General features: G+C 71.3%; 12 protein-coding genes. 7 read left to right on the top strand and 5 right to left on the bottom strand.

Translation table 11 applies throughout. The annotated features are described in order from the left end of the window. Positions 1-68: 68 nt before the first annotated feature. The gene (locus tag Q7X29_RS28680; RefSeq protein WP_218719953.1) at positions 69-1,877 is read right to left on the bottom strand and encodes a DEAD/DEAH box helicase; all 1,809 of its coding nucleotides are present in this window, start codon (positions 1,875-1,877) and stop codon (positions 69-71) included. A 62-nt stretch (positions 1,878-1,939) separates the two neighbouring features. Between Q7X29_RS28680 and Q7X29_RS28685 the strand changes: the two genes are divergently transcribed. Then, complete coding sequence (locus Q7X29_RS28685) at positions 1,940-2,809, top strand: carbon-nitrogen hydrolase family protein (RefSeq protein WP_218719952.1); 870 nt, start codon at positions 1,940-1,942, stop codon at positions 2,807-2,809. Between the two features lie 10 nt (positions 2,810-2,819). Continuing rightward, positions 2,820-3,455 (top strand): phosphoribosyltransferase, encoded by a 636-nt coding sequence (locus tag Q7X29_RS28690; protein WP_316575920.1) that lies wholly within the window; start codon positions 2,820-2,822, stop codon positions 3,453-3,455. On the opposite strand, the gene Q7X29_RS28695 is transcribed toward Q7X29_RS28690, so the two are convergent. Both Q7X29_RS28695 and Q7X29_RS28700 read right to left on the bottom strand, forming a co-directional pair. Beyond that, positions 3,440-4,618 (bottom strand): alanine racemase, encoded by a 1,179-nt coding sequence (locus Q7X29_RS28695; RefSeq protein WP_316575921.1) that lies wholly within the window; start codon positions 4,616-4,618, stop codon positions 3,440-3,442. The genes Q7X29_RS28690 and Q7X29_RS28695 overlap by 16 nt on opposite strands. Before the next feature lie 47 nt (positions 4,619-4,665). Beyond that, positions 4,666-5,145: a TetR family transcriptional regulator gene (locus tag Q7X29_RS28700; RefSeq protein WP_316575922.1), complete on the bottom strand. Its 480-nt coding sequence runs from the start codon at positions 5,143-5,145 to the stop codon at positions 4,666-4,668. A 399-nt stretch (positions 5,146-5,544) separates the two neighbouring features. On the opposite strand from Q7X29_RS28700, the gene Q7X29_RS28705 reads away from it, so the two are divergent. After that, positions 5,545-6,288 carry a tyrosine-protein phosphatase gene (locus Q7X29_RS28705; protein WP_316575923.1) on the top strand — a complete coding sequence of 248 codons (744 nt, stop codon included), beginning with the start codon at positions 5,545-5,547 and terminating at the stop codon, positions 6,286-6,288. Here Q7X29_RS28705 and Q7X29_RS28710 read toward each other — a convergent pair whose 3' ends face one another. Further along, positions 6,289-7,548: a class I adenylate-forming enzyme family protein gene (locus Q7X29_RS28710; protein ID WP_316575924.1), complete on the bottom strand. Its 1,260-nt coding sequence runs from the start codon at positions 7,546-7,548 to the stop codon at positions 6,289-6,291. It lies immediately after the preceding gene. A gap of 82 nt (positions 7,549-7,630) precedes the next feature. Next, positions 7,631-8,425, bottom strand: coding sequence for an enoyl-CoA hydratase/isomerase family protein (locus tag Q7X29_RS28715; RefSeq protein WP_316575925.1), 795 nt, complete (start codon positions 8,423-8,425; stop codon positions 7,631-7,633). Between the two features lie 159 nt (positions 8,426-8,584). Here Q7X29_RS28715 and Q7X29_RS28720 point away from each other — a divergent pair, with 159 nt between their 5' ends. The 4 genes from Q7X29_RS28720 to Q7X29_RS28735 are packed head-to-tail and all read left to right on the top strand — an operon-like array spanning position 8,585 to position 14,656. Next, the gene (locus tag Q7X29_RS28720) at positions 8,585-9,304 is read left to right on the top strand and encodes a hypothetical protein (RefSeq protein WP_308248576.1); all 720 of its coding nucleotides are present in this window, start codon (positions 8,585-8,587) and stop codon (positions 9,302-9,304) included. Then, entirely contained in the window at positions 9,301-10,272 is a 972-nt protein-coding gene (locus Q7X29_RS28725) for an ATP-binding cassette domain-containing protein (RefSeq protein ID WP_218719946.1), read from the top strand. Before Q7X29_RS28720 ends, Q7X29_RS28725 begins: the two co-directional genes overlap by 4 nt. Beyond that, entirely contained in the window at positions 10,269-11,051 is a 783-nt protein-coding gene (locus Q7X29_RS28730) for an ABC transporter permease (protein WP_218719945.1), read from the top strand. Before Q7X29_RS28725 ends, Q7X29_RS28730 begins: the two co-directional genes overlap by 4 nt. Before the next feature lie 5 nt (positions 11,052-11,056). After that, positions 11,057-14,656 carry an ABC transporter ATP-binding protein gene (locus tag Q7X29_RS28735; protein ID WP_218719944.1) on the top strand — a complete coding sequence of 1,200 codons (3,600 nt, stop codon included), beginning with the start codon at positions 11,057-11,059 and terminating at the stop codon, positions 14,654-14,656. Positions 14,657-14,774 lie beyond the last annotated feature (118 nt).

Consider the following 14,774-nt stretch of genomic DNA (forward strand, 5'->3'; position numbering starts at 1 on the left):
CTACCCGCGGAGATGTCGAACAGTTGCGACGGGTGTGACCTCGCCGAGTCCGGCGAGCGGCCCCGGCGTCAGAACCGCGGCTTGCGCCGTTCGGTCCGGGGACGCGCGTCGCGATCGCGGCGCGGGCCCCGCGAGGCCAGCCGCTGCGCGGGCGGACCCTGATCGGGCTGCAGCTGGATCAGCACGCCGCTGATCCTGGTGCGGCGCAAGGCTTCCAGCGTCTCGTGCGGCAGGTTGGCAGGCAGCTCGACGAGGCTGTAATCGGGCCGGATGCTGATGTGCCCGAAGTCGCTGCGGCGCAGCCCACCCTCGTTGGCGATGGCGCCGACGATCGCGCCCGGCACCACGCGGTGGCGCTTGCCGACGCTGATCCGGTAGGTCGCCAGCTCCTGGCCGCTCTCGCGGGAGAACGACGGGCCACGGGGGGCCCGGTCCTCGTCGTCGAAGCGACGCGGGGCGCGCTCCCGATCCCGATCCCGGTCGCGATCGCGCTCACGACGCGGCGCGGGCTCCGGCTCGGCCTCCATGAAGAAGTTGTCGCCGTCGAAGCCGCCGACGGCCAGCGCCGCCGCGATATCGACCAGCGGCGTGTTGTGCTCGGCCTCGTAGTCCTCGATCAGCTTGCGGAACAGCGCCACATTGTCCGAGGCCAGGTTCTCGGTGATCATGTCGCCGAACTTGGAGACGCGGGTCGCGTTGACGTCGTCGACGCTGGGCAGCTGCATCTCGATCAGCGGATGCCGGGTGGCGCGCTCGATCGACTTGAGCAGATGCCGCTCGCGCGGGGCGACGAACAGCAGCGCCTGCCCCGAACGGCCCGCGCGACCGGTGCGGCCGATGCGGTGCACGTAGGACTCGGTGTCGTGCGGGATGTCGTAGTTCACGACGTGCGAGATGCGGTCCACGTCGAGACCACGGGCGGCCACGTCGGTGGCGACCAGGATGTCGAGCGCGCCCGACTTCAGCTGGCCGATGGTGCGCTCACGCTGGTTCTGCGCGATGTCACCGTTGATCGCCGCGGCGGAGAAACCACGCGAGCGCAGCTTCTCGGCCAGCTCCTCGGTGGCCTGCTTGGTGCGGACGAAGATGATCATCGCCTCGAAGTCCTCGACCTCGAGGACGCGGGTGAGGGCGTCGAGCTTGCGCTGGTGCGACACCTGCACGTAGCGCTGGGTGATGTTGGTGTTGGTCTGGGTCTTGGACTTGACCGTGATCTCGACCGGCTCGTTCAGGTACTGCTTGGAGATCTTGCGGATCGCGCCCGGCATGGTCGCCGAGAACAGCGCGACCTGCTTGTCGTTGGGCGTATCGCGCAGGATGCGCTCCACGTCTTCCTGGAAGCCCATCTTGAGCATCTCGTCGGCCTCGTCGAGCACCAGGTAGCGCAGCTGCGACAGGTCGAGCGTGCCCTTCTCCAGGTGATCGATCACGCGGCCGGGCGTACCGACGACGACGTGCGCGCCGCGCCGCAGACCCGACAGCTGCACGCCGTAGCTCTGCCCGCCGTAGATGGGCAGCACGTGCAGGCCGGGGATGTGCGCGGAGTACTTGCCGAACGCCTCGGCGACCTGAATGGCCAGCTCACGGGTCGGCGCCAGCACCAGCGCGCTGGGCTTCTTCTGGGCGGTGTCCAGACCCATCAGGATCGGGATCGCGAAGGCAGCGGTCTTGCCGGTGCCGGTCTGGGCGAGGCCGACGACGTCCGCGCCCTGCAGCAACGGAGGAATGGTCGCCGCCTGGATCGGGGACGGCGACTCGTAGCCCACATCGGCGATGGCCGCGAGGACGCGGTCATCGATCCCGAGATCGGCGAATGTCGGGCCTTCTTCGTGCCTGTCGTCGTCGGCAGGAACGCTGTCGACCTCATTGGTACTCATTGACCAGCAGTTTACTGCCTGACGGTAGCTGTCCCGGCCACCGGGTGAATACGGTGAGACCTATGCAACTGCAGAACGGGTCAGCGCATCAGGAACCGGCACCGGACGCGGTGCCGATCGCGGTCGTCCAATTCGCTCCCCAGACCGACCCCACCGCCAATCTCGCGGCCCTGCGCGAACACCTGCGCACGGCCGCCGAAGCGGGCGCCAAGGTGGTCCTCGCCCCCGAGTACTCGATGTTTGCGGTGACCCGGCTCGACGAGCGGGTGGTGGCGGCCGCCGAGCCGCTCGACGGCCCGTTCACCACCGGACTCAGCGCGCTCGCAGCCGAATTCGGGGTGCATCTGATCGCCGGAGTCGTCGAGCGGACGGCGCCGGACGCGACCAGGATCAGCAATACGCTCGTCGCCCACGGACCCGACGGCGCGCGCGTCGCGGTGTACCGGAAAGTGCATCTCTACGACGCGTTCGGACATCTGGAATCCGACGTCGTCGAGGCCGGTCCGCTCGTCGCGCCCGCCACCTTCACCGTCGACGGTGTGATATTCGGCATGCAGACCTGTTTCGATCTGCGTTTCCCGGAGGGTTGTCGGCGTGTCGCGGCGGCGGGCGCGCAGGTGCTGCTGCTGCCCGCGCAGTGGATTCCCGGCCCGGCGAAAGTCGACCAGTGGACCACGCTGCTGCGCGCCCGCGCGATCGAGAACACCATCTACGTGGCCGCCGCCGATCAGTGCCTGCCGCGCGGGGCGGGCGCGTCGATGATCGTCGACCCGGCGGGCGTTGTCCTGGCCGAGCTGGGTGACGAACCCGGCGTGCTCACCGCCTCGATCGATCCGGCGCATCTGGCCCGGGTCCGCACCGCCAATCCGAGCCTGTCGCTGCGCCGGTTCGCGATCACCGAGCGCGTATCGCCGGAGCTCGCCACGGAGTAGCGTTCGAGACGTGGTCTACCCGGATCGGGCAGCGGCGGGCCGCGTCCTCGGCAAGGCCCTGGAACACCTGCGGGTCCCGCGCCCACTGGTGCTCGGGCTGCCGCGCGGTGGCGTTCCGGTGGCGGCCGGAGTCTGCGCGGTCGTCGGCGGTGACCTCGACATCCTGCTGGTCCGCAAGCTGGGCCTGCCCTGGCAGCCGGAATTGGCGATGGGCGCGCTCGGCGAGGGCGGCGTGCTGGTGGTCAACCGCGATGTCGTGGAGCGCAGCGGGGTGACGCAGGAGGCGTTCGACGAGGTCGAGCGGGCCGAGCGGGCCGAACTGGCGCGCAGGCAGCGCGTGCTGCGCACCGGCGACCCCGTGCCGCTCGCCGGACGGGTGGTGCTGATCGTCGACGACGGCATGGCGACCGGCGCGACCGTGGTGGCCGCGTGCCGGGTGGCCAGGGCCCGGCATCCGGACCGGATCGTGGTCGCGATGCCGGTGTCCTCGCCCGAGGCCGCGCGGCGGGTGCGCCGCGAGTGCGACGAACTGGTCTGCCTGTGGACGCCGGCCGATCTCGGCGGCGTCGGCATGGCCTACCGCGACTTCCACCAGCTCACCGACGACGAGGTCCGCGAGCTCCTGGGCGATCAGCCGAAGCACTGACCTTCGCCGCGATAGGTCGGCACCGTGGTGCGCGTTCCGGCGTCGTCGACGAGGTGGATGCGGTCGAAACGCTCGCACAGTTCGCCGGCCTTCGCGTGCCGGAACCACACCCGATCGCCGATCTCGAGCTCGGCGCCACCGGCCAGCGGGGTCTGCACCTCCCCCGCGCCTTCGGCGCCGAGCAGCTTCAGGCCCGCGGGCCACACCGGCAGCGGCACCCGGCTCGGGCCCGCCGGGCCGGAGGCGATGTAGCCGCCCGCGAAGACGGTGGCGATGCTCGGGGTGGGCTTGCGCAGCACCGGGGTCGCGAAGAACAGCGCGGGGCGCGGGGTGAACGAGCGGTAGTGGTCGAACAGGGTCGGCACGTACAGTCCGGAACCCGCGGTCACCTCGGTGACCTCCGGGTCGGTGATCGAGACCTCGATCGAACCGGTGCCCCCGCTGTTCACGATCTCCAGCGGACCGGTGACCATGCGCACCGCGTCGAGCACCCGGGACCGCCTGCGGCCGATCTCGGCGGCCGAGAGCCGCTTGACCACCCGCACGGCGGGGTTGGTGTCGGGCAGGCCGGCGATCTGGGCCTCGTAGGTCATCACGCCGACCACGTCGAACCCGCGCCTGCGGGCCTCGGCGGCCAGCTCGGCGGCCTGATCGGGGCTGCGCACCGGCGAGCGCCGGGTGCCCAGGTGCAGCGGACCGATGCGCAGCGCGGCGTCGACGTCGAGGCAGACCCGGGGATGGACCAGGTCGGTGCCGAGCGCGGCGCGGGTGAGTTCGAGCTGGGCGACGTCGTCGATCATCAGGGTGATCGCGGCCAGCAGGTCGGGCGACGCGGCGAGGTCGGCCAGCGCGGCCCGGTCGGTGACCGGGTAGCCGAGCAGCACGTCGCGGGCGCCGAGGCGGACCAGCCAGATGGCCTCGCGCAGCGAATAGGCCATGATGCCGGCGAAGCCGCCCCGGGCGGTGAGTCCGTCGCCGAGCACGCGTTCCAGCACGGCACGGCAGCGCACCGATTTGCTGGCGACCCGGACCGCGACGCCGTTCGCGCGGCGGACCAGGTCGGCGGCGTTGGCGTCGAGCGCGGCGAGGTCGACCGCGGCCAGCGGCGGATCGAGCTCGGCGGTCGCCGCGTGCAGATGGTGCAGCGATGTCGTCTGGGTCACTCGACTACTGAACCACCTATTTGGTCAGTCGTCCAGTATCCGGTGGGTCAGACTTCGACGGCCTTGAGCGTCAGGCAGCCGACCAGGTCGTCGATGACCACCAGGGTGGTCTCGTCGTTGCCGTCAGCAAGCCAGCGCAGCACCGCGCCGTAGAGCACCGAGACGATGTAGGTGGCGATCGAGTCGAGCGGCTCGAGCCACTGCGTCCCCGACAGCCGGGCGCACAGACCGAGGAAGGAGATGGCCTCTTCGTCCATCTGCCGGAACAGCGCGGTCGCGGTGGGATCGCCGACCGACTCGCCGGAGGCCGACCACCGTTGCCGCAGCGTTTGCAGCGCGGCGTCGTACGCGGCGATCTGGCGGTCCGGCTCGGCCTTCACCAGCGGCCAGTAGGCGCTCATGCCCGCGTGCAACAGCACGCGCAGCCCCCGCACGCCGGTGGCGTCGCAATTCGCGGCGGCTTGCTCCACGGCCTGACATACGGCGGGCCGGAGCGATGTCTCGGTTAGTTCACGACTGGCGCTCAACGACAACTCCTCGGCAACAAATTTCGCTGCCCGCGGCGATGCGAGCTAGTGGAGAGGATGGACCCGTACGGATCAACCTATCCAGCGAGCTCGATCTTAGAAGGTTTTCTGGATTCACGAACTGGTTCAGCCGTCCTTTTCAGACTGAAAGATTGTTTTGTTATCCGAATGCGACCTTTTGTAAAACCGACCATACGGCTTGAATAGTTCACATTCACCACAGACGGCGCCCCTACGCCATCATCTGCGCACTGGTCGAGTGTACAAGTCTTCGCAGGTGAGGGCCCGGCGCCTGTGGGCGACGGCACAGTGGCACCCAGCGAAACGGACACCACACAGTGCGTGTCGGATCCGCGAACTCCGTCGCGGGCGCGGCGGAACCGCCGATAACCTGGACGAGTGACTCTCTCGCCTCCCGCCGATCAGTTCGCCCTCAGTGGCACCTTCAATTTCCGCGATGTGGGCGGGCTGCGCACCGCTGACGGTTCGACGATCCGGCCCGGCGTGCTGCTGCGCTCGGCCCAGCTGAGCGGCCTCGACGAGAAAGGGCACGACACCCTGCGCGGCCTGCGGGTCACCGACGTGCACGATCTGCGCGGCCTGGCCGAGATCGACCACATCGGCCACGACACCCTGCCCGCGGGCGTGCGGCTGCACGTCACCCCGTTCGACTCGCGGATGGGCGAGGCGCCGCCGCACGAGGCCACGACCGTCTCGGCGCGCACGCACATGATCGAGGTCTACCGGCAGTTTCCGGTGATGCCGGAGGCGCACGCCGCGATCACCCGCCTGGCCACCTCGCTCGCCGGGGGCGACGGCGCCGCGCTGGTGCACTGCGCGGCGGGCAAGGACCGCACCGGCTGGGCGGTCGCCACGCTGCTGCGCGCGGTGGAGGTCACCGAGGACGAGGTCTACACCGACTACCTGGCCAGCAACGCCGCCGTCGAACCGCTGCGCCGGCTGCTCGAGCCGAAGATCGGCGACGGCACGGCCCTGTCGGTCGACCTGCTCGGCGTGCACGAGGAATACCTGCGCACCGCCGACCGCACCGTGCGCGAGACCTACGGCGACACCGAGGGCTACCTGGCCGCCATCGGGCTGACCGGCACGCTGCGCGCGGCGCTGCGCGCCCGGCTGCGCTGACTACAGCCCGCTGACCCGGCGCTGCCGCACCGGCAGCACCGCGCGGACCAGCCCGTTGTCGTCGATGCTCACCAGATTGCCGGTGTGGAACCAGCTTCCGCTGAACCGGGCGACCGAGGCGTCGGGGTCGTTCCAATAGCGCCTGCTGACATTCGGGCCGCGGCACAGCAATTCGCCGCGGCCCGCACTCGCCTGCGGTCCGCACAGTGCCAATTCCGTACCGCCGAAAGCGAATCCGAGGGCGGATTCGGAGGTGGTGAGATCGGTGTCGTCGACCATCAGGCCGATGCCGCTGGTCTCCGTCGCGCCCCAGACCGACCACTGCCTGGCCGCCGGGAAAAGGTCGTGCAAGGCCGCCGTCAGCGTGGCCGGAGCGGCCGCGGCGGCGCGTTCGGAGCGGTGACAGGCCTTGCTGATCCGCCGCACGCCCGCGCCCGCCCGGCGGGCGGCGAGTTCGGGGAGCAGGCCGGCGAAGACGCGCGGGGTGCCCGAGACGGTGTCGATCTTCTCGGTGTCGAGTACATCGGCCAGATCGCGCGCCCCCGGCGCGAGCACCACGGTGCCGCCGACGGCGAAGGTCGGCAGCAACTGGTCGACGCAGCCGCTGGCGTGGGCCAACGGCAGCAGCACCAGGTTGCGCAGGCCCTCGGCGGGCAGATCGAGCGCGCCGATCACCGACGACACCGCGGAGAGCAGGTTCTCGTTGGTCAGCTCGACGCCGGTCGGCACCGGCCGCCGGGCGGCGGTGCCGGTGTAACAGAGCAGCGCCGGATCCTCCAGTGCCGCACCGTCATCGATGTAGGCGGCGCTGTCGGGCAGCGGGCCATCGGGGCCGAGCACGAAATCGGCGCTGCTGTCGGCGATCACCCGGTCGGCCACCGCGGCGGGCAGCGTATCGGGGACGAGCACCGGGACCGCGCCGGAGAGCAGCGCGCCGAGGAACGCCTGCACCCAGCGGGCGCTCGTCGGCATGTGCACCGCGACGCGGTCGCCGTAGCCGATGCCGCGGTCCTGCAGCCCACCGGCGATCCGGGAGGCGCTGTGCCACAGCTCGCGGTAGGTCAGGCGCGGCCCACCCACCTCGACGACCGCCTCCCGGCCGGTGAACGCGTGTACCCGCAGGTCGAGCAGTTCGGTGAGGGCCGGGCTGAGGTCGCCGTAGCGCAGGATGCCGTCCGATCCCCTGGTCAGCCGCCCGGCCGCAGCGTGGGCGGGGAACTCGATGATGGTCGCGCCCGGTTCGTGCTCGCTCTGACCCATCAGGACCTCCACGTACGTCGATGCGGCACCGCACCTGTGACTATATGACGTGGATCACACAGCTGTCAGGCACTCGGCGCGCTCATTCGCCGCGATAGGTCGCCTTCCCCGGGCCGATCTCGAGGAAACTGCGCACCGCGCCGCGCAGGTCGGCGGTCGCGAACAGCTCGCCCGAAATGTCCGGCGTCACCGAATCCGCGTGTGCCACACCGCCGGACCGCCACGCCTCGATGATCTGCTTGGTCGCCGCGTGCGCGCGGGTGGGGCCGGCGGCGAGCCGGGCGACCAGTTGCAGCGCGGCGGCCTCGACGTCGTCGTGCACCCCGTTGACCACGCCCCAGTCGGCCATCGTGGCGGCGTCGTAGAGGTCACCGGTCATCACGAACTCGCGGGCGCGACCCGAGCCGGCCCGTTCGGCCAGCCGCTGCGGGCCGCCCATCGACGGCGTCAGCCCGACGACCGTCTCGACCAACCCGAACTTGGCCTTCGGCGCGGCCAGGATGAAGTCGCAGGCCAGCGCGATCTCGAAGGCCGCGGTGAGGGTGAGACCGTGCGCGGCGAAGACCACCGGGCACGGCAGCGCCTCGATCGGGTGGATGATCTGGGCGAACAGGTCGTTCCACAGCCGGGCGCCCTCCTCGACGGTGAGCCCGTCGAAGATGTTGACGTCCACGCCACCCGAGACGACCTTGCCCTCGGCCCGGATCAGCACCGCGCGCGGCGGCTGCTTGCCCACCGCGGCGATATCGGCGATCAGCGAGTCGATGAGGCGGCGGTCGAACAGGTTCAACGGCGGGTGGGCGATGGTGATCGTCGCGATCTCGGCACCGGCTTCGGTGAAGTCGCGGATCAAACGGGTCGGCTGCGTTGCGCTCATCCGGTCAGACTAGAACCAGCTCCGGCGCGAGGACCAGGGTGGAGATCGCGCCCACATCGTGGAACCAGCGGGGTGTCGGCGCTCGTTGGCATGATGAGCTGTCGGGGACCGCGGTGCCCTACAGTTCGTTTCGTCGGGGCGGAAGAGGAGGACGACGCCGTGTTCAACAAAGCGATCGAGAAGGCCGTGGTCGATGTGCTCGACACCGGTTCCAAGCTGCAGGCGCCCGCCGTGCGTCGCTACGTCGAATTCCTACGTGAACGCCATCCCGCCGAGAGCCCCGCCCAGATCGTGGAGCGGCTGGAGAAGCAGTACCTGCTCGCCGTCACCGGCAGTGGTGCCGCGGTCGGCGCGACCGCGGCCGTGCCCGGCATCGGCACGCTGGCCGCGCTCGGCGCGATCAGCGCGGAGACCGCGTTCTTCATGGAGGCCTCGGCCCTGTTCACTCTCGCCGAGGCCTATGTGCACGGCATCGAGCCCGAGGACAAGGAAGCCCGGCGCGCGATGGTGCTCGCCGTCGTCCTGGGCGACGCGGGCATGGCGATCGTGCAGAAGGGACTCGGCACCTCGTCCAAGAACTGGGCGGGCGCGCTGGCCAACAAGGTGCCCGGCATCTCCGCGATCAACAACAAGCTGGTGCAGCAGTTCATCAAGCGCTTCATCACCAAGCGCGCCGCGCTGATGGCGGGCAAGATCCTGCCCGCCGGCATCGGCGCCGCCATCGGTGGCGCGGGCAACCGGGCGCTGGGCAAGGTGACGATCGACAACGCGCGCAAGGCTTTCGGGCCCGCGCCCGCGTTCTGGCCCTCGCCGCTGCACCCGGTCATCGACGCCGATCCGCTGCCGGCCATCGACGCCGCGACCGCGAAGAAGCAGTGACCGGGCGCCGCGGCGACGCTGTGCGACTGCGCGGCGTCGGCAAGCAGTTCGAGCTGGTCCACGCCGTGCACGAGGTCGGCTTCGCGGTGCCCGCCGGTGCGGTCACCGCGCTCGTCGGCCCCACCGGCGCGGGCAAGTCGACGGTGCTGCGGATGGTGCTCGGCCTACAGAAACCGACCACGGGCACCGTCGAGATCGACGTGCCCGGCACCGGACCGGGCGCGGTGGGCGCGGTACTGAGTCCGCGCGGACTGCATCCGGCGCGCACGGTCCGCGATCATCTGCGCTGTTACGCGCCGGTCGCGGGGGCGTCCCGCCGGCGCGTGGACGCGGTGCTGGCCGAGACCGGGCTCGCCACGGTCGCCGAGACGGTGATCGCTCAGCTGCAGCCGGGCCAGCAGACCCGGTTGGCGCTGGGCACCGCGCTGCTGGCCGATCCCCCGCTGCTGGTCCTGGACGACCCGTTCACCGGCGCCGACGGCGTGGAGCGTGGCTGGCTGCACGAGCTGCTGCGCGGGCACACCACTCGCGGCGGCACCGTGCTGATCAGCGCCGACAAGCTGGCCGATGTGGTGGCCACGGCCGATCATCTCGTCGTGTTGAGCGAGGGCGCGGTCGTCTGGCAGGGCACGCCGGCCAAGCTGCGCCGCGGCCATCCCGACCGGCTGGTCGTGGCCGCTTCGCCCTCGATCGCGCTGGCCACCGCGCTGGCCGCGCGGGGCTACACCGACGCGGTGATGCGGCCCGACGGCAGGCTGGCCGTCGCCGAGGCGAGCGAGGCCACCATCCGCGCCGTCGCCGAGGCCGCGCAGGTGCGCATCGGCAGCATCGTCGCCGATCCGATCCATCCCGACCGGGTCCTCGCCTCGCTCACCAAACCCCGCGGGCACCGGCACACCGTGCCCGCGCCGCAGGCGAATCCCGCCGGTTTCGCCCCGGCGCCGACCTCGTATGGGATGCCACGATGACCTCAGTGCTGCCCGCCGATCTCCTGCCCGGCCTCGAGTCCGAGGCGCGCAAGGTCGTCGCCGTGCGCCCGACCCGCCTGCTGCTCGGCGCGCCCGTGGCCCTGGCGCTGATCGGCACGCTGATCACCGCGCTGCTGTCGGGTCCCGCCGACCCGAAGGGGCAACCCGCCACCGGCGCCGCGACCATCGGGCTCTATCTCGGGCTGGCCGCGGTGTTCGTGGTGGCCGCCCTGCTCGGCATCGCCGCCACCGGTGGCGAGTACCGGCGCAAGACCATGGCGCTGACCGCCCTGTTCGCCCCCGATCGCGACCAGCTGGCGACCGCGAAATTCGTCACCACCGCCGCGTTCGCCTTCGCGGTGGGGCTGGCCGCCGAAGTGGCGAGTCTGCTGGCGCTGCTGGTGGCGGGGCGCGGCAAGTTCGACTTCGGCTGGCAGCTGTTCGAGGTGCTCGGCGCCGGTCTGCTGGTCGCCATGTGCTGGGCGGTGATCGGCGCGGGCCTCGGCCTGCTGCTGCGCACGGTCAGCGGCACGGTCTGGCTGCTGCTGGGCTGGGCCTTCATCCTGGAGCCGCTGATCTGGGTCGTGGTCAAGGGCTTCGGCGCCGGTGGCTTCGCCACCCTGCTGCCGGTCTCGGCCACGGTGGCCGGAGTCAGCGCGGGTTCGTTCGCGGAGGCCGAGGTCTTTGCGCCGACCCCGGCCGCCCTGGTGGTCCTGCTGTTGTGGACCGCCGGAATCGGCGCCGCGGGCTGGTGGGACCTGCGCACCCGCGACCTGTAGGCCCGGTGGCAGCCACCGAACCGGGCTGGATCCGCAGACTCTGGCGCTTGAGCCTGGGCCATCCCCGGCTGATCGCGGGCATCACCGCCTCCGTGCTGGCCGGCGCGGTCGTCTCGATCGCGGCGCCGCTGGCCACCAAACGCGCCGTCGACGCGGCGGTCGCGGGCGACACGACGGTCATCGGCGGTGCCGCGGCGCTGCTCGCCCTGCTGGCGGTCGGCCGGTTCGTCGTCACCTTCGCGCGCAGGCTCTGGGCGGGCAAGCTGTCGCTGGAGGTACAGCACAGTCTTCGGGTATCGCTGCTGGCCGCGCTGCAACGCCTCGACGGCGCGGGGCAGGACGCGATCCGCACCGGCCAGGTGGTGTCGCGCTCGATCACCGATCTGCAGCTGGTGCAGGGATTGCTGGCGATGGTCCCGTGGTCGGGGTTGGCGGTCCTGCAGTTCGTCCTCTCGGCGGTGGTGATGGTGTGGCTGAGCCCACCGCTGGCCCTGGCCGCGCTGCTGGTCGCGCCCGCGATGGCGGTGATCGTGCTGCGGCTGCGGCCACGGCTGTACGCGGCGACCTGGTCGGCGCAGCAGCGCGCCGCCGACCTGGCCGAACACGTCGAGCAGACCGTCACCGGGGTGCGCGTGGTGAAGGGGTTCGGGCAGGAGGCCCGGATGGTCGACGTGCTCGAGGACCACAGCCGCCGCCTGTTCGCCGAGCGGCTGCGCGCCGCCAGGATCAACGCCGGGTTCGCCCCCGTGGTCGCGGCGCTGCCGCAGGCCGGGCTGGTCGCGGTGATCATCGTCGGCGGCGTGCTGGCCCGGCAGGGCGCGATCGGCGTCGGCACCTTCCTCGCGTTCACCGCCTACCTGGCCACCATGACGTCCTCGGCCCGCACGATCACCTCGGTGGTGATCATGGGTCAGCTCACCAAGGCCGCCGTCGACCGGGTATTCCAGGTCATCGACGCGGCGCCGGTGCTGGTCGATCCGGACAAGCCGGTCGCCCTGCCCACGGGCCCGCTCGGCATCGAATTCGACGCGGTGAGTTTCGGATTCGAGGCCGGTCAGCCGGTGCTGCGCGACCTCGATCTCACCGTGCGGCCGGGCGAGACGGTCGCCGTCATCGGTCCGGCCGGGTCGGGCAAGTCGACGCTGTCGCTGCTGCTACCCCGCTTCTACGCGCCCGACGCGGGCCGGATCAGTCTGGTCGGCACCGACGGCACCCGGGTCGACCTGGCCGAGTTGCGCGCCGACGAACTGCGCGGCGCGCTCGGGGTGGTCTTCGACGATCCCTTCCTGTTCTCCGACACCATCGCCGCCAATATCGCCCTCGGCCGTCCCGGGGCCACCGATGCCGAGATCAGGGCCGCCGCGACCGCCGCCGTCGCCGACGAGTTCATCGCCGAACTCCCCGACGGCTACGACACCGTCATCGGCGAGCGCGGCCTGACGCTGTCCGGCGGGCAGCGCCAGCGCATCGCCCTGGCCAGGGCCCTGCTCACCCGCCCGCGCGTGCTCGTCCTCGACGACGCCACCTCCGCGGTCGACGCCGTCACCGAGGCGGAGATCTTCCGCAGGCTGCCCGACCCCGGCGGCCGGACGACACTGATCCTGGCCCACCGCGAGTCCACACTGGCCCAGGCCGACCGGATCATCCGGCTGCCCGCGCCCGCCGGCTCCGCGGTGCCCACCGCGCCCACGCTCACCACGAAACACCCCGACGGTGGTCGCCCCCGCTCGATGGCCGCGGCGGCGACCGACCTCAGCGAGACACCCGAACTGCGCGCCGCCGTCGACGCGCTGCCCCCGGCCACCGAATCTCCCGGCCTGCCCGGCGACCTGCGGGCCCCGCAGCCCGAGTTCGGCCTGCGCGCGCTGCTGCGCCCGGTGCGCGGCCTGGTCTGCGCGGTGATGCTGCTGCTGACCGTCGACGCGTTGATCGGCGTCGCCTTCCCGCCGCTGGTCCGCTACGCCATCGACACCGGCGTCACCGCGGGCGACGGCACCGCGCTCGCGCTCGCCGGCATCGTCGGGATCGGGCTGGTGCTGGCCGGGCTGGTCGTCGGCGCGGCCGTCACCGTGCTCACCGCGCGCACCGGCGAACGCGTGCTGTTCGGGCTGCGGGTGCGCAGTTACGCGCACTTGCAGCGGCTCGGCCTGGATTTCTACGAGCGCGAACTGTCCGGCCGGATCATGACCAGGATGACCACCGACGTCGACGCGCTCTCGACGTTCCTGCAGACCGGCGTCGCCACCGGTCTGGTCGGGCTGATCACCCTGGTCGGCGTGGCCATCGGCCTGGTCTTCATCGACGCGGGCCTGGCGCTGATCGTGCTGGCCACCGTGCCGCCGATGCTGCTGGCGACGCTGGCGTTCCGCCGGGTGTCCTCCTCGGCCTACACCGTCTCCCGCGAGCGGGTGTCGGTGGTCAACGCCGACTTCCAGGAGAACATCGCGGGCTTGCGCGCCGTGCAGGCCGCGCGCAACGAGCCGAGCGCCGCGCGCCGCTTCGCCGAGTACTCGCACCGCTACCGTGACGCCCGCGTCCGTGCCCAGCGCGCCATCGCCGCCTATTTCTCCTTCGGGCTGGCCTGGGCCGACCTCGCCCTGGCGGTGGTGGTGTACCTCGGCGCGAACGCGGTCGCCGACGGCCGGACCACGACCGGCACGCTGGTCGCCTTCGTGCTGTATCTGGGCCTGCTGTTCGGCCCGATCCAGGAGCTCTCGCAGGTCTTCGACGGCTATCAGCAGGCCAGGGTCGGCCTGCGCCGGATCGGTGACCTGCTGCGCACCGAGTCCGCCATCGCGGCCGATCCACCGGACGCGGTGACGATCGACCGGCTCGACGGCGAGATCGTCTTCGACGACGTGCGCTTCCGCTACCCCGGCGCCAACGCCCCCGCCCTGGACGGGGTCTCCTTCACCGTCCCCGCGGGCTCGACGCTCGCGCTCGTCGGCGCGACCGGCGCGGGCAAATCGACGATCGTGAAGCTGCTGGCTCGTCTCTACGACCTCCCGGACGACCCGGCGGCGGGCTCGATCCGCGTCGACGGCGTCGATTTACGTAAATTTGTGCTCACCGACTATCGCGGCCGGCTGGGAATTGTGCCTCAGGAAGCTCACCTGTTCACCGGTGACGTCGCGAGCAACATTGCGTTCGGGCAACCTTTCGCCACGGCAGTGGACATCGGCACCGCGGCCGCCACCGTCGGCGCGGCGGAGATGATCGACGGATTACCGCAAAAAATGAACCAACCGGTCGGTGAAAGAGGGCGCGGATTATCCGCCGGACAGCGTCAGCTGATCGCGCTCGCCCGGGCCGAACTGGTCGATCCCGATCTGCTCCTGCTCGACGAGGCCACCTCGACACTGGATCCGCAGACCGAGGCATCGGTGCTGGTAGCGAGTCGATCGCTGGCACGCGGCCGGACCACCGTCGTGGTCGCGCACCGGCTCGCCACCGCAGCGCGGGCCGACCTCGTCGGCGTGGTCGAACAGGGCCGCGTGGTGGAATTCGGCACGCCGCAGGAACTGCTGGCCCAGGGCGGACGTTACGCGCGACTCTGGGCGGCGGGCGGCGAAGCCGAGGGAATACTGTCGGCGCGTGACCGGTAGCAGCCGGGGAGATCGGGTCAGTCGCAACACGGGTATGCCGCTGGGCATATGCTCGGTGAGGGCGCATCGGCAGCCATCCGCTGATACCCCTGCCGGGCACGTCACAAACGTCGCAGCG

Source organism: Nocardia canadensis, from assembly GCF_032656385.1.
Lineage (GTDB): Bacteria > Actinomycetota > Actinomycetes > Mycobacteriales > Mycobacteriaceae > Nocardia > Nocardia canadensis.

Bases quoted from the DNA above. Each gene is read 5' to 3' on its own strand.
- Q7X29_RS28710 (WP_316575924.1), bottom strand. From the start codon at position 7,548: ATGGGTCAGAGCGAGCACGAACCGGGCGCGACCATCATCGAGTTCCCC.
- Q7X29_RS28715 (WP_316575925.1), bottom strand. From the start codon at position 8,425: ATGAGCGCAACGCAGCCGACCCGTTTGATCCGCGACTTCACCGAAGCC.
- Q7X29_RS28730 (WP_218719945.1), top strand. From the start codon at position 10,269: ATGACCTCAGTGCTGCCCGCCGATCTCCTGCCCGGCCTCGAGTCCGAG.
- Q7X29_RS28680 (WP_218719953.1), bottom strand. From the start codon at position 1,877: ATGAGTACCAATGAGGTCGACAGCGTTCCTGCCGACGACGACAGGCAC.
- Q7X29_RS28685 (WP_218719952.1), top strand. From the start codon at position 1,940: ATGCAACTGCAGAACGGGTCAGCGCATCAGGAACCGGCACCGGACGCG.